Origin of the sequence: Halobacillus sp. B29 (assembly GCF_052246755.1) — a bacterium.
GTDB lineage: Bacteria > Bacillota > Bacilli > Bacillales > Halobacillaceae > Halobacillus > Halobacillus halophilus.
In genome coordinates this window covers 1-23,285 of sequence record NZ_JBQQCM010000015.1, presented here as the reverse complement: position 1 = coordinate 23,285, position 23,285 = coordinate 1, and the positions used below count along the sequence as shown (strand labels likewise).

Sequence of the window (23,285 nt, the reverse complement as noted above, 5' to 3'; positions counted from 1 at the left end):
CAGGGATAGTTGTATTGACGCTTACGTGGTGGTTCAGTAAAAAGGGTTTTTCCCTATTGATCAGGATGTTACCTGGATCTATTTTAACGATTGTTGCTGCAATCGTCTTTTATAACGGTTTTGTGAACATTAGGGGTTTTGAAGGTGGAGCTTATATCATTCTTAGTTTCCTTTTAATCATTTTTGCTAGTACGTCTTTTGCAATTGGAGTTAAGGTGAAAAGTAGTTTTAAGAATCGCAATTAAGGGTTTTGTTTATTCAGTAATCACAAGAAGAACAGGGAGGATATACGTATGAAAAATGTTTTGGTTTTGATTACAGATGGTTTTGCTGATTGGGAAGCAAGTTATGTGACGGCTGAGTTAAATAAGCCAGGAACAGGTTATCAAGTTAAAACCATTGCGATTGATAGCCATCCAAAAACTTCAATGGGTGGATTAACTGTTATACCGAATTATAACTTACAAGACTTCTCTTTTAAGGTGCCATTTGAGATGTTGATTATTCCCGGTGGAACTGGATGGAAAGAAGATAAAAATCAACAGGTAAAGAAGCTTGTTGAGTTCAGTTTTGAAAAGGACATTCCTGTTGCAGCGATATGTGACGCCACCACTTTTTTGGGTAATCACGGGTTTCTTAATAAACATGCACATACGGGTAATTCATTGTCGTACCTAAAAGAAGAAGCCCCTAATTATGAAGGTGAAGAAAAATATATCAATGCACAATCTGTTCGTGATGGATGTCTAATCACGGCTAATGGAAGTGGAGCTGTAGAATTTTCAAGAGATATTCTAAGCAAGTTGGATATTATAGAAGGTGAAGAACTAAGAGAGTGGTATGATTTATTCAAAAAAGGCTTTATTAAAAGTTAGTTTGAACCTCTAGATAGTAAATTCCTTCACGACGGCAGGAATAAAACGGGCCTCCTTACGAACACTATTAAGAAAAGGGGGAGGTCCTTGTGAAAACAGCGATTATCGGGGCAGGACTTGCCGGTCTTTCATGTGCCGTGACATTGGAAAAACATGGGCATACTGCTGATATATTTGAACAACGAAAGAAAATAGGTTTTCACTATGACATTGCGGAATTAATGACGCCTATTCTTCATGCACCCATCAAGGACGCGGTGAAATTCTTTTCTGAAACACATGATATTCACTTAAAGCCAACCAGCAATGTTCAGAAAATATATGTCCATTCCGAAAACGAATCCGCCTATGTAGAAGGAAAGATCGGTTTTATCAATATGCGGGGCGAATATGAGGAGTCCTATGAGAAGCAATTAGCCGAGCAGCTGGTGCATAGTACAATCCATTATGACAGCCATGCGACTTATGAAGATATTTCAAAAGAATATACCCATGTGGTATTAGCCACTGGCAATCTACTTGATATACAGCAAATCCAGCCATATGACCTAGCCTATCCTTCTACTTTTGCAGGTGCACTTGTTAAAGGGGATTTCGTCCGTAATGAGGTACATACCTGGTTCAATAACCATTTTGCTCCACAAGGTATGGGTTACTTGCTGCCTCACTCCACTACACACGCGACTCTCGTGAACGTCTATCCACAATATGAAGACGATTGGGTGCATAGAAGAAATGAGTTCTGGCAAGCAATGGTGAAGCAAGCTTCTCTTAATCTGAACCAGAAGATTACGATTGAAAAAGAGTTCACGATCACTGATTACATGGTAGGAAAATGCAACTACCCTCGAATTGGAAACACGTTCTTTGTTGGCAACTGTTTTGGAGCCATTACTCCATTCTTAGGTTTCGGGCAGACGGGATCGATTCTTAGTGGCATTTATGCAGCTCAGGACATCTGCGGGCTTGGGAATTATGAAGAGCTGAGTAAACCGCTCTATAAGGATTATGATGATTCCCTGGTACTCCGGAGAGCGATTGAAAGCCTAAGCAATCATCAACTGGATTTAGTGACAATGTCCCTACGCAATTCGATGTTGAAGAAAATAGTCACCCAGCCAAACATGAGTGTTTTGAAAGGACTCAGCCACTTGTTGAAGCCTTTTACTTCGAAATAACGAATACTTTCCCTCTGAAGATTAAAAGAGCCTGACTCCATTTTTATGGGAGGTCAGGCTCTTTTATATAATGTAAAAAAAATTGCTCAAATTATTATGGCTCATTCATTATGATTAGAATCTAGCTGTTCTTCTACTTATTATCTAGGAAGTCTTGTGGGTTTTATAAACGAAACGAACTTTTTCGTAATAAAACTTCTCCAACATGTGGAGTGTTTTTACTTAATGTATCCGTGACTTCGGCGGATGCTCATGCCTTCAGACAGGTCCTCGTCCCATGTAAGGATTCGCTGGACATTTTCGCATTCAGTCTGGCCGAAGAAGTTCTTCACTTTTTCTCTGAATTCATTGTAGCGGATTGAGTCCTGAAGCATCTTGTCATAGGACTTCTTATACACCTGCACCGCGTCTTCTATGGCACATTCATAATCATGACGCAGCTTCTCAAGCGCCTTCGATGGACCGTGGTCCTGATAAGCTTCAGCGGTTAAGTATACTAAACGGTCAACAATTTCATATGGATGATTCTGAACCGGCGCATCTGGACAGGCTTCGTTTCTTGCGCGCAGCTTCCTGTCGAGATCCAGGATCTCTTCTACTGTTTCCGACTTCTTCTGCTGGAAGATCATTTTTATTTTAAGTATGAGTTCGTTGTAACGGATCACTTCCGGGCGGATATCTTCACTTGCTTCTTTATACATCTGAATCGCCTGGCCAAGGGCACATTCGTAATCGTGACGCAGCTTCTGAATGGTTGGGGAGTCATAGCGGTCGTTATAAGCTTCAACGGTAAAGTGAACCAGACGATCGACAATTTTTTGTGGTGTACTCATAGCTCCTCTTCCTTTCGTGTGACCTTCAACGGTTGGGAAGGCCTCTCGGTTTGTTATGGATGATAGTGTTATAACCTATATGACAGAGAAGTAAACCTTTATTGCCTATTGATGTCGATTAGTTGCGTATAAACTTGAATCCTGTCACTTAGTATTGGTGAATATTATTTGATTGTTTGTCAATGTAGTTAGATTGTCAGAATTAATTATAAATATAATCAATTGATAACTTTTTTATGATAAAATAGTAAATAATTCCATTTGTTAGTTTAGGTTGGAGGTTTAAGTTATGAAATTCTTAAATCTTATGTATAAGAAGCTTGTGCCATTAGGATTAAAGTTAATTTCTCCAAAAAAATACAAGGGTAAGGAGAAGATGTCTATGCTTTATTACTTGGACCACCGGGAAAGAGATAATTTAAGAATGCTTAAAAGATCTAACTTAAATAGGATTGGATGGAAGGAAAAAGATTTAGAAGAATTGCTTGTTAAGAACCTGGATCGAATTTTAGATGAAGAAACATTAATGCCTATTTTTACTGAGAGAAGCTTTCAGGAAGAACCAGACATCATGGCATTGGACCATACAGGTAAGTTATACATATTCGAGTTGAAAAGATGGAAATCTAACGAAGAAAATCTACTTCAGGTATTCAGGTACGGTCAGATTTATGGACAGAAGAATTACGAAGATCTAGAAAAACTCTTTTTAAAATTTAATCCTAACTCTAATTCATTGGTTGAAGAACATAGGGAATATTTTAAATTAGCCAATGAGGAATGGATTAATAAGGAACAATTTAATCATCAGCAGCATTTTTTAATTGTCACGGATGGTACTGATGTTAAAACAAGGAACGCAGTAAACTATTGGAAGAAGACAGGGTTAAATATCGATTCAATAGTTTATCGAGTGTTTGTGACCGATAGCAATGAACAACTTATTGAATTTAATGCCTATTCGCCGTTTCAGGATGTAATTGAAATGGAACAATCAAACTTTATTTTGAACACTAATTATAAAAGAAATCCTCGCTCACACGATGAGATGATGAATGAGGAAAAAGCTGCCGCCTACTATCATCCGTGGAAGAATAAAATCAAACGAATTCAAAAAGGGGACAAGGTCTTTCTCTACCAAAGCGGAAAAGGTATTGTTGCTATGGGGATTGGGACTGGCGAAGTTCATATGAAAGAATATCAAGGAAAAAGTGACGAAGAGTACTATATGAAACTTGAAGATTTCAATAAGCTCAAACACCCTTTAAGTGCAAAGAAGATGAAAGATGTTACAGACTCCAATTTTATGTTTAACCAAACTCTTTTTTCAGTAGATAAAAAGAAAAGTGACTTGATTTGGAAGTATATTAAAGATAACCACCTGTAGACAATCGATATCCTTAAAGCCATTCAAACATTGAACCCAGCGGAACAACATCTCTTACTTGAATACTTGGTTGATGCTCTCACTGCGTCATCCTCCTTATTGAGAGTCAGAACATATTGTTCGATTTGGGAAATACTCGAACATTGTGATCTGGGAAGAAGTGAAGAAGCAGCGTTACCGCTGTAAAGTTTTGCTAGAGGGTTATTCACTCCGCAAATCAGCAAAGTTGATTGGGGACGTTACCCACGTAACCTTGTTCTATTGTAGGCACAAGATTCTATCGACATTAAAACAAATGGAAAGTTCTATCTTCAAAGGTCTCGTTGAAATGGACGAGACCTATTTCCTGTACTCTGAAAAGGGACAAAGAAAAATTGCAGAGAGAAAACCCCGCAAACGGGGTTGTTCCACTAAGGGATATTTAACTCGAAACTGAGTCTTTAAGTATAGGGCAGGATTATGAAAGACTTGGTTTTGAGATAACTACATAAATAGCTGCTTCACTTCCTTTTATGGAATTAATTGGGATGATGATGGCATATTTAAAATACTTACAGAAGGGGAGGGGATTCTTTGGGTGCCTTCGGAGCTTTAGTAATTGTCGTAGTAGCGGTAGTAGTGGATTTCTTTTGGTTAGATGTAGATCAAAAGCGATGGGGTTGGATGAAAAGTTGGACAAAGTTTCAGAAAGGATTATTCTTCTCAGGATTTGCCATTGTGTCAGTTTTAATTTACGTAGGGTTAAGTCTTGAGTAGTTATAACACTTCCATTATTGGGGGCTTATCTTAATAAGAGGTTTAAATTTTTCAATTAAAGGTGGAGGCTTAGCTATCAATACTATAATGGTCTTGTAATTAGAGAAGGTGTAGTCTTCCTATAAAGGGGGCGATTGTTCAATAGAGCAATCGCTTTATTTTTGAGTAATCTGTATAAAGAGTATAGTTATGATTCTGAATTTTTCAGGGTCTTATTTTAATTAGGTCTTTCCAACCTTTATTTTCCTAGTTTATGGGATTTTTATTTAAAAATGGTTTGTTATGTAGGTCTAAGGGAACTCATTATATAAATATACTTAGGGTGGTTAGACCTTGGATAAAAGAAGAATTGTTTTACCTATAGGAATTATTGGGACGATCATTATCTTATTTATTGGTATTACGGATTATATGGATGATGGAGGTTCTTTGGTTTTTAAGTCCTTGATTGCAGTAGTTGGAATATGGATTGCGGTAAAGAATACTTTTAAGCGTAGAGGTAATAACGAGAGTGATTAGACTCAGAACTTGGACGCTATCTTTTAAGATAGGAGTGGATTGAAGCTGTATTCAATTTTCTTATATTTTTAAGATATCTTGAAATCGGATCTTCAAGTAAATGGGGCTTTAGTTGAATAAACCAAATCAAAAAATCGGTTCCTAAGTGCTGTAAAGGAATCGATTTTTCTATGCTCTGATTTCATTAGTGTGGTGTATTCGAATTTTCCTACAGCTAATCTTATTGGCGATGGTTTTTTAATAAAGGGAAGAGGTGAGAACCTTTTCTCAATACCCTTATGTAAAATACTTTTGACATAATTGTTTTTATTGTGATATTTTGGAAATGTAAAGATGTTTTGACATTTTGAAGAGGTGATATTATTGGTAATCGAATGGGCTGTTTCTATTTTAGTCGGAATATTTATATTTCTGTTTATTGGCCGACTTACTGGGGGTGAGGAGTTTGGAGGTGTGAATAAAAGTGACGATGAACGATCTCAATACATAAAACAAAAAGCAATTGTAGGAAGTTGGTCGTTCCTCTTAATCGTATTTTTTATAAACATTGTTTTTAGTGTTTTCGACTTAAGATCAGGTTTTCTAAAAAATGATCCGTTCAATCATCCAGAGTTATTTTATTTACTCATACTGATTGGAAGCTATTTTGTATATTATCTAATCTATAGTAGACGGGTAAGTGGAAATGCAAAATAAGATTTTGGAACTGCGGAAAAGCGCAGGATTAACCCAAGATATGCTAGCAAAAAAATGTAAGGTATCACGCCAAACAATTAACGCTATAGAAAATGATCGGTATGACCCTACCTTGCAACTGGCATTTCAAATAGCGGCAGTTCTTAATACAACTGTAGATAATGTTTTTAAAACTAAATAATGAAGAGTGCAAATATTGAGAAATAGATTATGGATGGGTTATTTTTTGTATTAGGTTCTGCAATGGTAAGTAGTATAAATTCGCTGAGCTTCCTTTTTAAGTCGATTTTTTCCGATGTTGCTTTAACCATGCTATTTATTGTAGGAATTGTAAAAATAAAACGATGATATGCGCGATTGCTCAAAAGAGTGACTGCCCTTAAGTTCCAACTAATGGGCCGAAAAATAGAGAATATCCTGAATTGGAATTTTGCTGTATAGGGGGCTTTTCTCCAAGAACTATAGGGGGCAGTTGTATGTTAGAGACTTTTGAAACGGAGAGATTAATTTTACGAGAAAGAACAATGAAGGACTTAGAAGACTGCCTGCGAATGGATTGTGAGGAAGAAGTAGTTAAGTATATACCTGAAGTGAGAGAGTTATTAAATAGTCCGAAATCTAACCCAGATAAGCACATTGAGTTTGTAAAAAATCGAATGGAAACTACATATCCTAATGGGCTAGGGTACTGGACGATAGAATCCAAAGTTAACAACGGTGAATTTATCGGTTGGATCTTACTTATTCCCATAGATAATATTGGTCCGGAAGTAGAGATAGGCTGGAGGTTAAAACGAGATTATTGGGGAGCAGGTTATGCGACAGAGGCTGGGAATACAATCTTAACATATGCTTTCGATACGGTTGATCTGGAAAATGTAGTAGCCGATATACATCCTTCGAATCGAGGATCTATAAGAGTTGCCGAAAAACTTGGATTTAGTGTAGAAGAATCAATAAATGAAAGTGCAGGTAATTATGTTAGGTACTCAATCTATAAACGATAATCAATATTATCTAGAATTCTAGTCTTCATTTAAGGGGGCGATTGTTCAATATGAGCAATCGCTTTTTTTAGATATTAACAATTACTCAGCGGTCATTCAGCGAAAATAATATAGCTCATATTTTTGGTAGGCAATTAATAACATTAGCACAAAAAGTCAAGTCTCTTAGCAATTATTTGGTTATATTGGATTTGTAAGGTTAGGAGGTGCGAGGTTGATCTATCAAGAGCATGAAAAAACTATTCAAGAAGCATTAAATCTTATCGAACAAAATCTTACAGGTGAATTGCAACTTCCCATTTTAGCTGAACACGATGGTTATTCAAGGTTTCATTTTTTACGGATTTTTTGGAAAATTATTGGGAAATAAGCTGTAAGTTATATTAGGGAACGGCGAATTACTCAAGCCGCCAGGGATTTAATCACCACAGATTGCAGAGTGATTGACATTGCTTTGCTATATCAGTTTGGATCGGAAGAATCATTCACCAGAGCCTTTAAGAAGATATATGGCATGACACCAGGACGTTATCGGAGATTACTCAGAAATCTTATTGTCAAAGGAGAGAATGTTATGACTGGAAATAATAAAGCGCCCATCGGTTGGGTTATGACAGGGGACTCACCATCTGATTATGAAACGGGTTTAGACGATAGAATTTTGCATACTGGTAATTACTCGGCATATTTGAGTTCAAAGGATGAAAAAGCACGAGGTTTTGCTACATTGATGCAACAGATCAAGTCAGATCGCTATCGTGGAGAGCGACTCCGATTTTCTGCATTTGTTAAAAGTATGGATGTTAGGAGATCGGCCGGTTTGTGGATGCGAATTGATCATTCTTCCGGAGATGTACTTGCTTTTGACAATATGATGAATCGTCCAATCAAAGGGACGAATGAGTGGAACCATTATAGCGTTGTGTTAGATGTACCAGTAAAAAGTGAAGTGATCGCGTTTGGGATGTTATTAAATGGCTTTGGGCAAATCTGGATGGATGATGTTAGTTTCGAGATTGTAGATGAAAGTGTTCCAGTAACAGAGCAAATTCCTGCTGAAGATCTATTTGATGAACCTGTCAATCTCAATTTTGAAAGTAATAATTTAATATGATTACGATGGGAAAGTGACTTAATAAAAGGGGGATTGTTAACCATGAAAAGGATTATATCTATTTCATTGTTTATTGTTAATTCAATAACCTTTGTTATTGGCCTTGGGTTTTTATTTGGTGATGATAAAATTGAAAAGCCGTCTGATATTTGACAAGACGGATCATGATTTTTGAAAGAGGTGAGCTTTAAATGACATATGGATGGCAACATGTTCCTGGCTGGTTTGTATTTTTTGCATGTGTTATTTTTGTTCTATTTATAGTTTTTAGTCATTGGTTAACTAAGGGAAAGGTGGAATCAACAGGAGGAGATGGAGTGATAGGAACGAAAGCAATTTATTTTAAAAACCCCCTCAAGATAATGACTAAGAAAGCAGAAATGATTGATATGAAAACGAACTATGTAGGCTGGGTGAAAAGGGAATTTGATAATGTGTTTCAAATGTTAGTCTCGTTATTTATTCCAAATTATTATGTAGATGTTTTTAGTGAAGATGCTAATAGGAATATGTGTATAAGAATACATAAATTAAGAGAAAGAAAAGATTTGGTTCAAAGTAGATGGGAAGTAAAATTAGAAACTAATGATAGTAAAGAAAGGTTTATGATAATAGGTGACAAGAAGTTGATGTCTAATGAAATTCTATCGTTTTCTTATAGAGATGAAAAAATAAGCGTGTCTAAAAATGTAGATGACAATATGGTTTATTTTCATAAAAACGGGAAACAAGTTGCCTATATTTCCACTAATGGAAAATTACCGCCTCGAAGGATAATCATTGATGCACAAGATACAAGCGATTTACCAATGTTATTATTGGCTAGTATATTTGAGATAATTAAATTCTATAAATAAAATTTTTAAAAAGAAGTGAAAAGTACTTAAGGGAAGCGAGGAAACATCCCAGCACTTCCGGCATGAGGTATCAGCCCCCTGGCTTTGATTACCTTGAATCCGATTCTTATAGAAAAGGGGCTTTTCTTTGTTAATTCAAGTCCCTGGAGGTGACTATGTATGGAGAACCAAAGGTTATCAAAATTAGATAGATGGCGTGAAGAATATGGAGCACTAGTAATTGCTTTAGCTTGTCTTTATAGTGCAATTAGCAGTTGGGGGCAAAATTGGATTCTTACGAGTGTTTTAGTTTTCGGCACATTTGTCTGTGGAACGTTTGGTTTCTTTGATATAAAGAGAGCTTTTAAGGAAAAATAATCAAGGTAATGATTTGTCACTAATGTGGTCAATATCATTCCAATGCAATCCTATCGTTTCAAAGGAGTAAAAATAAATGAAAGAACTATTAGAATGCTAAAGCTTTTACGTGAAGCAATCAACAGGAATTAGTACGTTATTCACTTACTATAATATACAGGGGGAGAGAATAGCAGAAGCAAGAGAAGATAGTAGTGTGAAAAACTCAAAGCTTTCTTATGTTCTTCGTTTATTAGGGCTGTACTCAATCTACAGTTACCACATGAAAGTTGTTGATACAGAAGGCAAAAATCTATTGTTTTTTCAACGTAAAGACGGTTTTGGAAAACCATTCGAAGTTTATGATTCGTCAGGGAGCAAACTATTAACATTAAAAGATAAGTTTAAATTGAAACACCCACAAGTGTTCTTTATTGATAGAAGTGGCTATGAGGTAGCTGAACTAAATGGTGAAACTTTTGGGGGAAAAATGAAAGTCGTTGGGGCTAATGGAAATGTTTTGATGTCGATAAATAAGCAAGTAGCATTAAAAAGCTTTAAAGAAATAGCTTCTACTGCAGACATATATAAAGTTGAATTACTAAGTGAATTAGATGAGGATATAAGAAAAAGTCTTATTACTTTTCCAGTCATTTATGACCTCTTGTTTTTTAACAAGCAATAGATACATATAAGAGAAATTATTTTGAATCCAAGTCTATATCGTGGCGATTGTTCTATATGAGCACTTTTTCGTCTACAGTCAGAATTTTCATAGACTCAGTTTTAAGATAACAGTTATTATAATTCGAACGCTTTTTGTGGAACTTAGCTAGCCATCACTACGTAGAGATAGAAAGAGGAGTGGTTCCATGGATGGTGATACATATTTTTACGCTTTGGCAGCAATTGGATTAATTTTATTAATTCCGTATTTTATCATAAGAGATTATAAGAGGGGGCGGAAAGTCTCTTCAATTTTCACTTCTATTTCAATGCCTGTAATTTTGCTATTTATCGCATTAGGGGAAGTATTAAAACCAGTTCTATCGCAAGCATCCATGTTGCATTACAATCAGATTTTCTTTCTTGGGCTTGTTAGTTTTATTGTAGTGCCACTTGTATTGTTATTTTTTTTCACTGGGAAAAAGGAATATAAAAAGTGGGGGGATTCGAAGGAATATAAATACGCATGGCTATACAAAGTCCGATACCTATTGGTAGGGGGCGTGGGGGCACTTTTCTTAGGGGCATTGTATCGATTCTATCAAATATACGTCTATCTTTTTTAATCTTTAAGCGAGTATTACGCGAGCGATAGTTTGTCCCTCTTTACTTGCGAATAGGGGCTTTTCTAATGATAATAAGACTCAATCATTACCTAGCTGAAAACTCAAATAAAGGATGACATTAGTTGGTAGACCCTACAAAATTAAAATACAAAAAACAAAAAAATGGAATACCATGTACTGGAGAATTTTATTTGCAAAAAGACGAAAGTTATAAGAGCAAAGGTAGTATGACTTATTCAATAGTATCTAAAGAAAAAGAAATTGGAAGAGTAGCGGAGACTGATAAAGGTTCCTCCAGTTTGGGTAATAACTTATTGAAAATCTTAAGTTCACTTTTTTTAAATATAAAAGGAATTAATCTAGAAGCATTCGACTTGAGTTTACTAGATCAGGATGGTTATCTTATTGCAAGCATTCGGAAGAAGGCAGGTTTTTTTGCTGATTTTAACGTATATACTAAATTTGGCAAACATTTGGCAACTATTCAATACTCAACTAGGAAGAACTCTCCAACAATTTCAGTCATTGGTCCGGACGGCAAGGATCAGTTTCTAGCGTGGATACAGTCAAACTTAATCGACTTTTCAATTGAAGACAAACAGACGGGAGAGGAATTTTCCACCATTCAAAAGCGCTCATTAGTGCACTCTACGATAAGAGAAAACCTTACTAGTAATGATGCTTTCTTCGTAAATAACAATCAACTGAACCAAAATGTAAATACTAAACTCATTAGTATTGTTGTAGCTTTAGACATGTATTATTACATGGGGCAATAAGTCATTTTAATGTGTGACTGGCATAATGTTTCGAATGTGGTTCTGATATAATGGGGTGAGGACATTTCAACGAGGAGGAAGCACCTCCGTATCGTTGGATTTAGATAAGAAAAATCATTCATGGAAATTCAAGTCTATGATAAGTCCAAGGGCTATAAACAGATTGTAATATTCTGTGGAGGGGTCTTTAATATCTAATTTGAATACATCTAAAGAATCAAATAAGTTTTTGAGGCTTGATGGGATGGTTGTTTTTTTGACCCTCATTAACAAATTTTCATTATTATCTAAAAAATCAAAGCTGTAAGCACTAAAGTCACCTATCCCTTTAATTATTTGTTCGTAACCTTTATAGATAGTTATGGATGTTTTAGGGCTCTTTAACCCGGCTTTCGCTTCTATAGAGTAAATTTCTTCATTGAAAGATTTATATGTATATGTATTTGAAAACCCTCTTGTTTTTATTAATTCTCCAATAAGTTCGTTTTTCTTTGTCATTAGATTTAAATTAACACTAGTGAAAGCATATAGACTTAAGCTTTTTAGTAGCATATTAATTTTGTCTCTTGAACTAGATACATCTTCCTCAATTATACCGACAATGTTCTCGCTACTTGCAAGCCTATAATTTTTACTCTGACTTCTAAATCTATTTTCTTGTTTTATATAAAGTACACTATAGTTTTCCAATAAGGAGTCTCCTTTGCATGAAAGCACTTTTAAAGAATTGAATGATTTAACTTCGTGAAGCATGTTACCAAGTGAACAGTAGTGAGTGGTGGCTTTCAAACTCTTTTCTAATATTTTCATAATTGATTATGGAAATCAATGTTATATGCCTGGTTTAAAGGCTATTTTCATAATCACACGCACATTTGAGTCGTAATCAGGAGCATTCCAATCCTGATAGTCAATTACCTCGAATTCAAGTCTTCCGTTAAAGAGAGCGCTTCCTTAATAAAAGAATTCTATACTTATATTATAGGAAAACTCATTACTCTAAAAATATTTAGTTTCATCCAATATTTAGAAATGATTCATATAATGAGGAGGGGGAAAATGTGAGAAGGAAGTTAGGAATAATTTCTACTGTGTTATTTTTAGTAAGCCTAGTTGCATACATAACGATGCTGTCAGGTAATGATGCTTTTCTTTTTGCTGGAGTGTTTATTTCTTTATTAGGAGTGGTATTTGCTATGTTCTCTAATAAAGGACCATACAGAAACATCGGACTAATTGGCAATGGATTGATCATCTTAGTGGTCATTATTATCCCCTTCATAGTTACTACATTTTTCTGGAATACTCCGTAACTTAGAAGGATAAGAGAATATTATCTTGATATTGGGCCCCAAGATAAAGGGGGGCTTTAGTTGAGTAAGCACAATATAACAAAGAGGAACTTCCATAAAATTGATAGTTCTTTTTTTGTTAGTAATATCAGCACTAAACTTTATCACAGCCAATTAAAATGAAACATAAAGAGGTCAACGAAAATGCATTAGAAAACGAGACCTCCAAGCAGGTGCATACATAATACCTTTATAGAAATAACTCATGAAACAAGTGGTCTTCTGCAGGCTCTTGTTTTTTTAAATCATAATGACAGAAATCTTATTCTTCTTTAAAGATTCAAAAATTCCCATGACGAAACTCCTGATATCAATGATATAATAGGCAATAATAGAGAATAAATACACACAGGGGTATAGGGGGATGATCATGAAGAAATTATGGTGGATCCTGGCAGCCTGTCTCTTCATGCTGGCTGCGTGCAGTTCAGATTCGAGTTCCAGCTCCAGCTCAGAAGCAGAGGGCGGAGAAACGTACCAATCGGAGGAACTGGAAGCCTCCGAGCAAGAGAGCTCATCGAGTGAAGAAAAAGAAGCTTCGGTCGAGGCGGACAAAAACGTACTAGGTGTCAAAGTGACCGTGCCGAAATCTTTTTTCGAACTGCAACATCAGGATCTCGAGGGAATTAAAGCGGACGCAGAGGCTAAAGGAATACCGGAAGTCGTGGATAATGGAGATTCTGTAACCTATAGAATGTCGGAAGCAAAACATAAAGAATTGATGAAAGAAATGGAGAAGCAGATGACTGCGGCCATTGAAGAGATAAAAAATGAAGACAACTACTCTTCCATTCAGGATATTCAAACGACTGCATCTTACTCCGAATTTATGCTGTCCGTAGATCGGGAAGAATATGAAAGCAGCCTGGATGGATTTGCGGTTATGGGTCTTGGTGTCACGGGAATGCTGTATCAATTGTTTGATGGGGCTGGCCCGGAAGAATATGATGTCACGGTTAACGTAGTGGATGCTGAGAAAGAAGAGGTTTTTGACACAATTACGTATCCAGAAGCTTTTGAATCGCTGAAAGAAGTGGAGGTGGAATAAAAGAATCTGTGGGTATGTTGACTCCCTTGCTGATGCATTAAGCAGGGGAGTTTTTTGTATAAAAAAGAGGCAGACTCTGGAGACCAAAACATTTTCAACTTTCATTTGCAAGATATTAGAAATTCTTAAGCCAATAAAGAATCCACCGTCTATAAGAGGTACTAAATGATAACTTATATAAATTATTGTCTATTCTGAATTCTATTTCATCTTCATTAAATAATACAATATTGTGAATGTTGAAACTTTATTTAAATTCTTCGATAACCTCTTTAATTATTTTCCCTACACTAAAAATTCCAACAGCTTGAGCTTCTTTATTGGAAAATTATTCCTTAAATTCGGCCAGTGTATTTTTGTCAAGCATATTTTTTCCTCCAAATTGAATGATTTTTTTATTTTACATTTAATGATCGCTACAAAGTGCTGATAGTATTTAATTAGAAAATTTTATATTATTTAAAAGTACAGATAAGGACCGACTAAATTATTCAATAAGAGATTTATAAGGGGGGGATAGAATGATCGAATACTCAGAAAGCAAAACTTATTCGTACACTAGGAATGAAAAAACCGAGACTAAAACTTTTAAGATTTCGGGCTTAGTAAATATTATCATTACGATTATAAGTTTAATCTTTTTGATATAAAAAAAGCAGGGGAGGGGCCCCTGCTTTTCTCTGACTACTATTTCTAGCTTATGTTAGTCTCTTCGGAAGATAAGTATAACTCCAAAAGCATTTTTTACGTATTCTGATGAATGAGAAATCGTTTCGTGAAGTTCCCAACCAGACTGAGAGTACGATTGAATAAGTCTATTAATTTTTTCGTATCGACCTACGATAAATCCGTTAATATAATAGGTTTCGTACTGAGCCATAGCCACACCTTTTTTCATAAGTAGAAAGGGTGAGACTTATTTCAAAAGTCATTAATTAACCTATCCCTATAAAGTTCTTTGGTGATTTGAGTGAAACGTTCATTTTGTTCATTAAATCTTTTAACGTTTATTTCCAGTTGTGCATAGGCATCTGAATCGCCCGTCGTAGCCATTGGAAAATTTTCTGCGACTGCCATCATGCTTTCCAGCATATTCTGTGTTAACTGGTTTACTTCCTGAAATTCGACATAGGCTGGAGGATCGAGGTCTTTAATAGCAGGAACAATTTCGTAGATTACTGAATTCATAGTAAGTTCCACATACCAATATTCATCTGAACTTGGACTGAAAAGGTGATCGTAAGAGCTTGTAAATGCCGTTGCATCTTCACATGCATATTCATACTCAGCAATTTGTTCTTTAATTGTGGAGATATATTCACTGGTCTGTGTTGTATCAATATTTGTAGAAACCGGCTGAGATGTTTTTTCGCTAAGAGATTCTGGCAGTTCTTCACCTTGTTCTATCACATCATTGGAACTAGAAACAGGTGTAGATTCACGGTTAATTTGGTCCATTTCATGGCCATACCGATTTACTTCAAAAACTACCGCTGCAGCAATGATGATAGATATAATCGCTGCAATTTTATTGATTTTATACTTCATGTTACACACCCCATCATTAATGAGCTTATCAATCTATGACTTGATCCATTGTCGCAGTAACTTCCTCAGCTAATCGATGTGATTCTTGCAGGCTACTCAAAGCTTTGTCAATATCATCCCAGCCGGCTTGAATCATATCTGCATCATTATCTTTTAAGCCGTAACTAAGACCTTCTTTACTATTTAAAGCGCGATTTACTGAAACAAGAATGTGATTAGAGGAGTCTTCGAATTCATGAGGTACTTGAATTGAATTTAGTTTTTCCTTTACTTTTTCAATATTTATATAGGCAGTTTGAAAGTGATAATGAAACTCTTTTTGATACCATAAGAGAGAAAGGCCCTGTGATTGTGAGAGCAGTTTGTTAATCAGTTCCATTTCCTCTAAATAGTCCTCAATAATAGGTGGAATAACGATAAGGTAGTGCATAAGATCTTCATAGTCGGATTCTTGGGCAGTTTATTCTTTAATTTCCTCCCGCCATTCTATTGTTTCCTGTCTTTTCTGTTCACGAGCTTTAATTTTTTCATCAATTATTTTTTGTTCTTCGGGGGTGCGTTCTGCCTTAGCTGGGGAGGTCTCTATCTCTTTATTGGCTTGCACAGCTTCTTCATTATTCGAACAGCCGGCTATGAATAGCAAGGTGAAAGTAATAAAAATCGCGTTTTTTATCACAGAGCACATAGTTGTTTAGCTCCTACTTATTAAATTTTTTATTTCTATTGATTTAGACAAAAGGCATCAATGTCATAAATGCTTGCTTTCGAGATATTTTTTCGCTAATAAATTGACCCTTGGTATCCACAGGGAAGGAAGAAAGGACGTGGGGCTCCTTAAAATCCATTTCCAAGACCTTTTCTCTTTCGAGCAAGAAAAAATGAGTTTCGCTAGCCTAATCATTTATCTCCAAGAGGATGGGAAACCGCAGACATCATAATATTGAAGAGCGGTCATTTGAATGAGATCTGTTTCTCCGTATTGGGTATATTTCGGTACATTGAACGAGATTTCTTCGGGCCTGAATAGTGACTCTATGTATCCAATAATAAGTTCTTTGTTGCTCTCATTTCAGAGCAATTGTATCATTGCTGTTTTTCATCATTCATTCCATTCCTCCAGTTTCATAATTTAAGACATTGCTTTTGTGTCATTATTCAGTGACCTAGCACCGAAGGGGAGATAAAAATACTCTTTCAACATAAAAACTATTTATTTGAAAAATATAAACAAGTGAATGAGGGAGCAACGTTAGGAGTATTAATAGCTTCGCATTAAAACGAGTCCAAAATCGAGATATATCAGTGAGCGATATGAACAAATCCGCCCTCAGATATCTCAATTCGCTGATAACTAGATTAGTAATCCATAGCATCGGGTGAATTTGTACTAAGTATAGGATTATTCTGCTGTAGCTGCTGCTAAATTGTTCGTATGAGATTATTTCTAAAACTAAGTTATAAGTGTAGTTATACTGTCCGGCTTTGATCTTGGATTCAGTCAGTTGAAATTGGATACCATAGTTCCCATACTAGAGTTTGGTAATCGGGAGCTTGCTCAAAATTATCAAACTCATTAATATCGAGCCCATCTTTAAGGGTAATGTGACCTGGTTTATACATGAAAGGTATCTTACATTCCAAAAATTGGCACCTCAAATGTTTTATTTCGATAATACTAAGAAAATATCCTTCTTTTATTCAAAAGCTATGTTAAGGGATAGTGTTGTTATTTAATTAAAATTAAGGAATTCTTAATTGTAGAAGTTCCTTTTTTCATTGAAAATATAAAAAATATACTTAATTGCATAATTACCATACAATAGCTACGGAAAAATTATCTACATCCACTAGATAGTTATTTTTACAACCCTCGCAAATTATTTGTATTCAAAGCACAATTTTGTTCTGAGTTTAGCTATATCTTTTAATATGTTGATGCTTCTTAGGAGTGTATTTAAAACTTGAAAATATAAAAAGTGCTATTAGTATTCAATCAAATATCAATGATATCCATTCTATTGATGGGCATTATAAAATTAAAATTAAACGACACCAAATCTTAAGTTCCTTCGATTATAGAATCGGAGGGCTTTTTTTATGCTCCAAACCTGAGGAGGAAGAGTGTTGTGAATTATATTAAAGAAATCAATGCGTTTTATGACCGGATGGAATTGGATGGGCTGACAACTTCAGAGATTGTGCTGTGGCACACGCTGATGCACTTTCATAATAAAGCGGGCTGGCGGGAAGAAATCACGCTTGCAGCTACTTCGATTCTCGTGAAGTCGGGATTAACAGAGAGTGCGTTTAAACGGGCACGTAAGCAATTAAAAGAGAAGGGTTATCTTACTTTTCGCTCAGTAGGGAAAAATCAGGCGCCTATCTATCAGTTAATGACCCGTGAATATCCGGAAAGCGGACGACTGAGAGACGAGCCGGCGATCCCCCAGGCGGACGTACAGATGAACGAGCAGATGGACCAGCAGGCGAACCAGTCAGCGGACGCATTACTTAAACAAAAAGAAACGAAACGAGACAAAACCACTGTGGTGGACGCCATCCGGAAAAATCCTCACACCTTTTACGAACAGAACTTCGGGGTGCTGAATCCCCATATTGCAGAGTCCATTACGGCGTGGTGCGAGGATATGCCGGAGGAACTGGTGCTCGAAGCGATGAAACGCGCGCTTCAACAGAACAAGCCGTTTTTCCAGTACAGCGGAGGGATCTTAAAGCGCTGGCAGGCACGCGGGGTGAAGACGCTTGAGGAAGTGGAGTCGCTGGATTTGGAGGTGCGGCGGTCGTTAATCAGCAAACCTAATGAAGATCCTTCAGTGGATGATATTTTTGAAGAGATAAGAAGAGAGCGGGAAGGCAACATTAGAGGAGGCGAGTAAGGGGTTGTACTCGAGTAAGTTCGAGTTACCAAACGGAGAATGAATACATTGTAAACACAATCCATGATTGTTTCTAGTTTTACATCTGGCAGAATAAAACCCAAAAACAAAATAAAACGGCAATAGTAAGAGATACAATTGCCGCAGAAGTATTTATTCTGAGCTGCATATAATTTATATGTTTACTTCAAAACCCCCTGGTTCTTTAACCTGCTTATAGTAGTAGAGAGTAAGTCCGATTGTTGGCTTAACTCATCAAGGTATTCATTTAATTTCTTCTTGGCCACACCATACCCTGTTACTGCCATAGGGATTTGTTCGGCAATTCCTTGAGCAGCTGATATATAACCTTTTTCTATTTCATATAGATGCATCAAGTCCTCTGAAGGAGGTGATCCTAGCGATTCAAAAGCTGAGATGACTTCCTTATCTACACGTGCTGCAATGGATTCAAGTTCTTCATATTCAGGAGTATCTGGGTCAATTTCACCTGGTGCGTATGCTTGAGCGTAAGAAATGGCTTCACTATATATCTCTAAAAAGAGTGTATTAACATCTAATAATTCATTTACGTATTGATCGATTTCTTCAACAGCTATTTCCTGTTCAGACAATTCCGGTTCCGCAATATCAATCTCAACCGTCTCTTCAATAAGTTCAGCGTCAGTACATCCGACCATTACGAGCATAGCGAAAGTAATAAAAAAAGCGGTTTTTATTACATAGCCCATATTGACCCAGCTCCTAAGTATAAAGTTTTCTTATTAATAAAGTATTCATTTCAATTGTAAATAAATCCCTCAATTATTTTGATTTTACTTTTTCCTGGATTAAATGGGGGGTTAAAATCACAATACTTGTTTAGTTGAAATGGTAAAACATTTCCTGGAGAAAATGGAAGTCTAAGAACAGGGTGCCGATGTGATCTGATTTTTGTTTCGGGTGGAGGTAGAGGGGGCTCTCTATTACTATGATCTATCTGCTTTTAAGAGGGAGGGAGTATAAAATTCTAGTCTACTTTCTATAATAATAGAAAACTCTCATTATGGCAGGAGATGGCTAACGTGATCAGAAGATTATTCATTACGCTCCTCCCTTTGATTTTCATGGGGATGATCTGGCTGCAGTCCAGCTACCCGATCCAAACGATCAAGCAGTTCCTGGGGTTATTAAAATGAATACGGTTTTTGAAATGATGCATTTTGTTGAATTTGCCACCCTCTATGTTCTTCTTATCGCAGCTTTAGGCGTGAATCATAGATTAACGAAGGTAACGAGCTGCCTGGCTGCCTTATTTTCCATTCTATATGGTGTGGTGGATGAATTTCACCAATTATTTGTGCCAGGGCGTTCTTTTACGGTGATCGATTTAGTAAAGGATACGGTCGGGGTGCTCATCGTATGGGGAAGCTTTCATGCTTTCTATTTTAAAAGGAAAAAGGCTGTTTCACGTGTGCGCAGGCCAGAGTCACATCCGCTTGTAAAACCCCAGGAGTAAAATTCGGAAGACTAAATTGATGGTTTTAAGCTCACATAGAAGTCTGCCCACACTACAGGTTCTATGGTGAAGGGGAACACTGTAACATACAATACTAAAAGACGTTTTACAGGAGGACTGAATGTGGGCGAAGATTATTTAAGGAAGCGGGTTAAACTCTTTATTGATCAGGTCACAGGGAAAGTCACGCCGCCAGTTCCGCTCAAGAATATTCCCCGTCACAGTTTTTGGAAGCGATGGTTTAAGAAAAGAGCCTCTAAGGACTCGTTCTAATCGTTGTTCGTGTTATTAGCACACAAAAAAGCCCCGAGTTGGTAGGAGTCTCCTCGAGAAGTGTAGTAAGAATATCCGGTTCGTGCTCATTTATACGATCTGTCTGGAGGGAAACAGCCCGCTTTTTAGTGGGTTCTCGTTTCCCTTCTTTGTTTGTGCAAATGGTTTAATAAACTTGAAGTACCATTTTGGTTAGGTTTGTTCTTTTTAATATGAGCTTGACGATTCCTTACAAACTCCTTGGCTATGTCTTTTGGGGGTGCTTTGTCCTTATCAGTCATCGTATATCTCCTTTATTTTCAATAAACCAAGCACTTATCGTCTTGGCCTTTTATTTTTCTTTTATCACTTCGTTTGTATCCAAGTAGTACGTGATCATCAATTCCTCGTACAGGATCTTTGAGTAGTTAATAATACTTTGAAGTGCATCGATGTCATATTGTTCAAAAGGTAAATCAAAACCTGTTTTCATAACTATAATAATATGCTCATCCGTTTCCACTTTGTACTGTCCTTCCGATTCTCCTTCGAATTCCTTCTCAAAACACGCTAACCCGACTAACGTATTCTCTCCATTGATTAAACGGTTGGAGTAAACGGCTTGTTGAGTTTTCTCATTTCTTAAGAGGAACTTATACATACGCGTCGTATTTTGGTCCATGTTCTCTGTGGTACTCAAAATAAACAATTCGGATTGTAAATCCGGATAAAAAACTCGTATGTAATCCCGGTAATCAGAAGCTAAATAACTGATGATTTCCTGCTGTACGGTATCTTCTTCCATTCTTCTTTTAAACGATTTCTTATCCTCGTAAATATCGGACAGGATTTCGATATTCTGTTCGAGCATGGATGAGATAAAGGTGAATCGCTGTTGAATTCTCGATTCTGCAAGGGCGCTGTCACTAATATCAAACTCCATTTTATTAATTTTTACTTTTTTAATCATCGATAGTGACATCCATATGACAAACGATCCACCGGCGAGAATTAGAACCATAGCCAACATCCCTGTAATTAAAGGGATATTCGCCATATGTTCAATGATCGTTCCGGGATCAGCGAACATAGGATTATTCCAATATCTCCATGAAATGTAACCACCTACTCCAGCAGCTAACAGCAAGAATATCGTTAGGGAAATGGAGTAGATGCTTTTCTGATGATTCTCAAGCCAGTCAAAAAAGCGATCCACTCGCCTGAAGAACCAATTTTTATACATGGGAACGCCTTCCTTCTGCTACGTTAATTTTTCCTTACCTTTTATTCTATTGAACGTGACCGGTTAACATGAAAGGAGTTGTAGATATTGGCGGAGATCAGGGAAAGGCTTTATTAAAATGACGTGATGGTTTTACTATAGAAAAAGAACTTCCAATTTTATGGAAGTTTCTAGTGGGATTTAAATCATGGATCGGAATCGCCCCGCTGAAATATAATGTTCGTGTCCTTACAAGTTGGAAGTTAGCAAGTACTTAGACGAAATTCCTCCTTTCACGAGATAATCATTGAATATTGTTGCCATAAGGGGGGACTTACCTGGAAACTGAGTTTTCAAGTAAAGCGCAGGTTAGTTCGGGAATCGTGTAACCTGCATCTTTTTTTCTAAATCTAGCCACTATCATTCGCTGGATGATTCAGGTGTTTCTATCCATTTATGGTACATATACAACTTAAGGAGTATAAGGGAGTCTCCTTAGAAAAGTGTGTTTGATAGGTAGAGGCATTGGGAATAGTCTCTCTCATGTGCGGAAGCTATTTAGATAAAGGTAGAGATTGTTAAGGAGACAAGGCTTCAACCTCAATAAGGCAATTTTATTAGGGGTTTTTATGATAATATTTTGAGGAGTGATGACGATGGTAAATAGAAAATTTGTTATGATTACAGGTTCAACATCAGGTCTGGGTTTTGAGTTAGCCCAATTATTTGCGAATGATGGGTATGATGTTGCGATGTCTGGATCCAGTGAAAATATATATCAATCAGCTAAAGAAATTGAAAAATTAGGGGTGGAAGCTTATCCTTTCCAAGCTGATGCCTCAACTTATGATGGTGTTGAAGAATTTTGGAAGTTTGTTAAAAGTAAGGATAGAAAGTTGGATTCAGCTGTTCTGAATGTTGGAATTGGTATGGGAGGTTCCTTCTTAGAAAATGATTTACAAGAAGAGTTGAAGTTAATCGACATTAATATTTCCGGAACGGTTCATATGGCTAAACGTGTAGTGCAAGATATGGTTCCGAATAAAGATGGAGATCTACTTATCGTTTCTTCTGTATCTGCGACGTTGCCCACACCTTACGAAACGGTGTATGGTCCATCTAAAGCATTTGGGTTTATGTTTGCCGAATCTTTAAGAGAAGAGTTAAAAGGAACAGGAGTCAATGTAACAGCCATGCTTCCTGGTGCTACGAATACTAGTTTCCACCATAATGCCGGTATGGATTCTACTTACTTTGGAGACGAGAGAAACAAAAATGATAAAGAATTAGTAGCACAACAAGGATATGAAGCTTTAAAAAATAAGCTAGATCATGTTGTTTGTGGAGACGAAGCTACGAAGAAAGAAGCAGAAGAAAATAAACAAACGCCTGAAGAGATTAAAGCAGCTCAGCATGCTGAAAAAGCAAAACCTAATCAGTAATTTCAGTTATTACGCGACATTTTACAAAGAGGAAGTTTCCTTTTTCTTCTCTTGATGTCTTGATACTATATAAAAGGAATGAATCTTTTAAAAAAGCTTATCTGCAGGATAAGCTTTTTTTATTGGAAAATGGATTTAGTTTTTGTTTATAAGTATTATAAGCCATACATTTTACAGTATGGCTATGGAGTTCCCTGGTGGTGGGGGAGAAAAGTGTACATGTAGGGCCGGTCTGTTTCATGATAATTATCTTGAAACTTAGTCTTCCGGTAAACCAGCTAATAGTTTGTCAACATTTTTCAATAAAAACTTAAGGTAACCCATGTTATACTAAAAATGCGCATGGCAAATAACCTTCCTCAAATGTTTGATTGGAAGGTTTTGTATTATTTAGATG

The 23,285-nt window shown here is 36.5% G+C and carries 29 protein-coding genes and 2 pseudogenes; 23 read left to right on the top strand and 8 right to left on the bottom strand.

Annotation, left to right across the window (positions count from 1 at the left end):
- The first annotated feature begins 293 nt into the window (after positions 1-293).
- Together ACTWP7_RS17305 and ACTWP7_RS17300 are read left to right on the top strand one after the other, a co-directional pair.
- Entirely contained in the window at positions 294-875 is a 582-nt protein-coding gene (locus tag ACTWP7_RS17305) for a type 1 glutamine amidotransferase family protein (RefSeq protein WP_443124281.1), read from the top strand.
- Between the two features lie 89 nt (positions 876-964).
- Positions 965-2,053, top strand: a complete 1,089-nt coding sequence (locus tag ACTWP7_RS17300) for an NAD(P)-binding protein (RefSeq protein ID WP_443124280.1) — start codon at positions 965-967, stop codon at positions 2,051-2,053.
- A gap of 218 nt (positions 2,054-2,271) precedes the next feature.
- Here the strand turns inward: ACTWP7_RS17300 and ACTWP7_RS17295 are convergent, their stop codons facing one another.
- Positions 2,272-2,886, bottom strand: coding sequence for a hypothetical protein (locus ACTWP7_RS17295; protein WP_443124279.1), 615 nt, complete (start codon positions 2,884-2,886; stop codon positions 2,272-2,274).
- A gap of 289 nt (positions 2,887-3,175) precedes the next feature.
- Here ACTWP7_RS17295 and ACTWP7_RS17290 point away from each other — a divergent pair, with 289 nt between their 5' ends.
- The 15 genes and pseudogenes from ACTWP7_RS17290 (at position 3,176) to ACTWP7_RS17220 (ending at position 11,629) form a co-directional block, all read left to right on the top strand.
- Entirely contained in the window at positions 3,176-4,273 is a 1,098-nt protein-coding gene (locus ACTWP7_RS17290; RefSeq protein WP_443124278.1) for an EVE domain-containing protein, read from the top strand.
- Between the two features lie 3 nt (positions 4,274-4,276).
- A pseudogene (locus tag ACTWP7_RS17285) lies at positions 4,277-4,688 on the top strand (IS1595 family transposase); the annotation flags it as partial.
- Between the two features lie 158 nt (positions 4,689-4,846).
- The gene (locus ACTWP7_RS17280; protein ID WP_443124277.1) at positions 4,847-5,029 is read left to right on the top strand and encodes a hypothetical protein; all 183 of its coding nucleotides are present in this window, start codon (positions 4,847-4,849) and stop codon (positions 5,027-5,029) included.
- A 333-nt stretch (positions 5,030-5,362) separates the two neighbouring features.
- Positions 5,363-5,548, top strand: a complete 186-nt coding sequence (locus ACTWP7_RS17275; RefSeq protein WP_443124276.1) for a hypothetical protein — start codon at positions 5,363-5,365, stop codon at positions 5,546-5,548.
- 363 nt (positions 5,549-5,911) lie between these two features.
- Entirely contained in the window at positions 5,912-6,244 is a 333-nt protein-coding gene (locus ACTWP7_RS17270; protein ID WP_443124275.1) for a hypothetical protein, read from the top strand.
- On the top strand, positions 6,234-6,425 hold the full coding sequence (locus tag ACTWP7_RS17265; RefSeq protein ID WP_443124274.1) for a helix-turn-helix transcriptional regulator: 192 nt from the start codon (positions 6,234-6,236) through the stop codon (positions 6,423-6,425). Before ACTWP7_RS17270 ends, ACTWP7_RS17265 begins: the two co-directional genes overlap by 11 nt.
- Positions 6,426-6,720: 295 nt before the next feature.
- On the top strand, positions 6,721-7,251 hold the full coding sequence (locus ACTWP7_RS17260) for a GNAT family N-acetyltransferase (RefSeq protein ID WP_443124273.1): 531 nt from the start codon (positions 6,721-6,723) through the stop codon (positions 7,249-7,251).
- 214 nt (positions 7,252-7,465) lie between these two features.
- Positions 7,466-7,621, top strand: coding sequence for a hypothetical protein (locus tag ACTWP7_RS17255; protein WP_443124272.1), 156 nt, complete (start codon positions 7,466-7,468; stop codon positions 7,619-7,621).
- A gap of 12 nt (positions 7,622-7,633) precedes the next feature.
- Positions 7,634-7,777: pseudogene (locus tag ACTWP7_RS17250) on the top strand (helix-turn-helix domain-containing protein); the annotation flags it as partial.
- A 48-nt stretch (positions 7,778-7,825) separates the two neighbouring features.
- Entirely contained in the window at positions 7,826-8,365 is a 540-nt protein-coding gene (locus ACTWP7_RS17245; protein WP_443124271.1) for a hypothetical protein, read from the top strand.
- Between the two features lie 191 nt (positions 8,366-8,556).
- Positions 8,557-9,222 (top strand): tubby C-terminal domain-like protein, encoded by a 666-nt coding sequence (locus ACTWP7_RS17240; RefSeq protein ID WP_443124270.1) that lies wholly within the window; start codon positions 8,557-8,559, stop codon positions 9,220-9,222.
- Between the two features lie 159 nt (positions 9,223-9,381).
- The gene (locus tag ACTWP7_RS17235; RefSeq protein WP_443124269.1) at positions 9,382-9,579 is read left to right on the top strand and encodes a hypothetical protein; all 198 of its coding nucleotides are present in this window, start codon (positions 9,382-9,384) and stop codon (positions 9,577-9,579) included.
- A gap of 109 nt (positions 9,580-9,688) precedes the next feature.
- Positions 9,689-10,243 carry a hypothetical protein gene (locus ACTWP7_RS17230; RefSeq protein WP_443124268.1) on the top strand — a complete coding sequence of 185 codons (555 nt, stop codon included), beginning with the start codon at positions 9,689-9,691 and terminating at the stop codon, positions 10,241-10,243.
- Between the two features lie 187 nt (positions 10,244-10,430).
- Positions 10,431-10,850, top strand: coding sequence for a hypothetical protein (locus ACTWP7_RS17225; RefSeq protein WP_443124267.1), 420 nt, complete (start codon positions 10,431-10,433; stop codon positions 10,848-10,850).
- 122 nt (positions 10,851-10,972) lie between these two features.
- Complete coding sequence (locus ACTWP7_RS17220) at positions 10,973-11,629, top strand: hypothetical protein (RefSeq protein WP_443124266.1); 657 nt, start codon at positions 10,973-10,975, stop codon at positions 11,627-11,629.
- A gap of 114 nt (positions 11,630-11,743) precedes the next feature.
- Here ACTWP7_RS17220 and ACTWP7_RS17215 read toward each other — a convergent pair whose 3' ends face one another.
- The gene (locus tag ACTWP7_RS17215; RefSeq protein ID WP_443124265.1) at positions 11,744-12,439 is read right to left on the bottom strand and encodes a hypothetical protein; all 696 of its coding nucleotides are present in this window, start codon (positions 12,437-12,439) and stop codon (positions 11,744-11,746) included.
- A 251-nt stretch (positions 12,440-12,690) separates the two neighbouring features.
- Here ACTWP7_RS17215 and ACTWP7_RS17210 point away from each other — a divergent pair, with 251 nt between their 5' ends.
- Together ACTWP7_RS17210 and ACTWP7_RS17205 are read left to right on the top strand one after the other, a co-directional pair.
- The gene (locus tag ACTWP7_RS17210; RefSeq protein ID WP_443124264.1) at positions 12,691-12,942 is read left to right on the top strand and encodes a hypothetical protein; all 252 of its coding nucleotides are present in this window, start codon (positions 12,691-12,693) and stop codon (positions 12,940-12,942) included.
- A 409-nt stretch (positions 12,943-13,351) separates the two neighbouring features.
- A complete protein-coding gene (locus tag ACTWP7_RS17205) occupies positions 13,352-14,029 on the top strand; it encodes a hypothetical protein (RefSeq protein ID WP_443124263.1) in 678 nt (225 codons plus the stop codon).
- 703 nt (positions 14,030-14,732) lie between these two features.
- On the opposite strand, the gene ACTWP7_RS17200 is transcribed toward ACTWP7_RS17205, so the two are convergent.
- The 4 genes from ACTWP7_RS17200 to ACTWP7_RS17185 are packed head-to-tail and all read right to left on the bottom strand — an operon-like array spanning position 14,733 to position 16,262.
- A complete protein-coding gene (locus ACTWP7_RS17200) occupies positions 14,733-14,927 on the bottom strand; it encodes a hypothetical protein (protein WP_443124262.1) in 195 nt (64 codons plus the stop codon).
- A gap of 23 nt (positions 14,928-14,950) precedes the next feature.
- Positions 14,951-15,577, bottom strand: coding sequence for a hypothetical protein (locus ACTWP7_RS17195; protein ID WP_443124261.1), 627 nt, complete (start codon positions 15,575-15,577; stop codon positions 14,951-14,953).
- Positions 15,578-15,605: 28 nt separating this feature from the next.
- The gene (locus ACTWP7_RS17190) at positions 15,606-16,007 is read right to left on the bottom strand and encodes a hypothetical protein (protein ID WP_443124260.1); all 402 of its coding nucleotides are present in this window, start codon (positions 16,005-16,007) and stop codon (positions 15,606-15,608) included.
- Between the two features lie 30 nt (positions 16,008-16,037).
- A complete protein-coding gene (locus ACTWP7_RS17185; protein WP_443124259.1) occupies positions 16,038-16,262 on the bottom strand; it encodes a hypothetical protein in 225 nt (74 codons plus the stop codon).
- A 1,441-nt stretch (positions 16,263-17,703) separates the two neighbouring features.
- On the opposite strand from ACTWP7_RS17185, the gene ACTWP7_RS17180 reads away from it, so the two are divergent.
- Complete coding sequence (locus ACTWP7_RS17180) at positions 17,704-18,474, top strand: DnaD domain-containing protein (RefSeq protein ID WP_443124258.1); 771 nt, start codon at positions 17,704-17,706, stop codon at positions 18,472-18,474.
- A gap of 182 nt (positions 18,475-18,656) precedes the next feature.
- On the opposite strand, the gene ACTWP7_RS17175 is transcribed toward ACTWP7_RS17180, so the two are convergent.
- The gene (locus ACTWP7_RS17175; protein WP_443124257.1) at positions 18,657-19,205 is read right to left on the bottom strand and encodes a hypothetical protein; all 549 of its coding nucleotides are present in this window, start codon (positions 19,203-19,205) and stop codon (positions 18,657-18,659) included.
- A 443-nt stretch (positions 19,206-19,648) separates the two neighbouring features.
- Between ACTWP7_RS17175 and ACTWP7_RS17170 the strand changes: the two genes are divergently transcribed.
- Positions 19,649-19,972 carry a VanZ family protein gene (locus ACTWP7_RS17170; protein WP_443124256.1) on the top strand — a complete coding sequence of 108 codons (324 nt, stop codon included), beginning with the start codon at positions 19,649-19,651 and terminating at the stop codon, positions 19,970-19,972.
- Between the two features lie 123 nt (positions 19,973-20,095).
- Entirely contained in the window at positions 20,096-20,245 is a 150-nt protein-coding gene (locus ACTWP7_RS17165; RefSeq protein ID WP_158512384.1) for a hypothetical protein, read from the top strand.
- A gap of 331 nt (positions 20,246-20,576) precedes the next feature.
- Here ACTWP7_RS17165 and ACTWP7_RS17160 read toward each other — a convergent pair whose 3' ends face one another.
- Complete coding sequence (locus ACTWP7_RS17160; protein ID WP_014644610.1) at positions 20,577-21,467, bottom strand: hypothetical protein; 891 nt, start codon at positions 21,465-21,467, stop codon at positions 20,577-20,579.
- A gap of 635 nt (positions 21,468-22,102) precedes the next feature.
- Here ACTWP7_RS17160 and ACTWP7_RS17155 point away from each other — a divergent pair.
- A complete protein-coding gene (locus tag ACTWP7_RS17155) occupies positions 22,103-22,888 on the top strand; it encodes an SDR family NAD(P)-dependent oxidoreductase (protein WP_443124255.1) in 786 nt (261 codons plus the stop codon).
- Positions 22,889-23,285 lie beyond the last annotated feature (397 nt).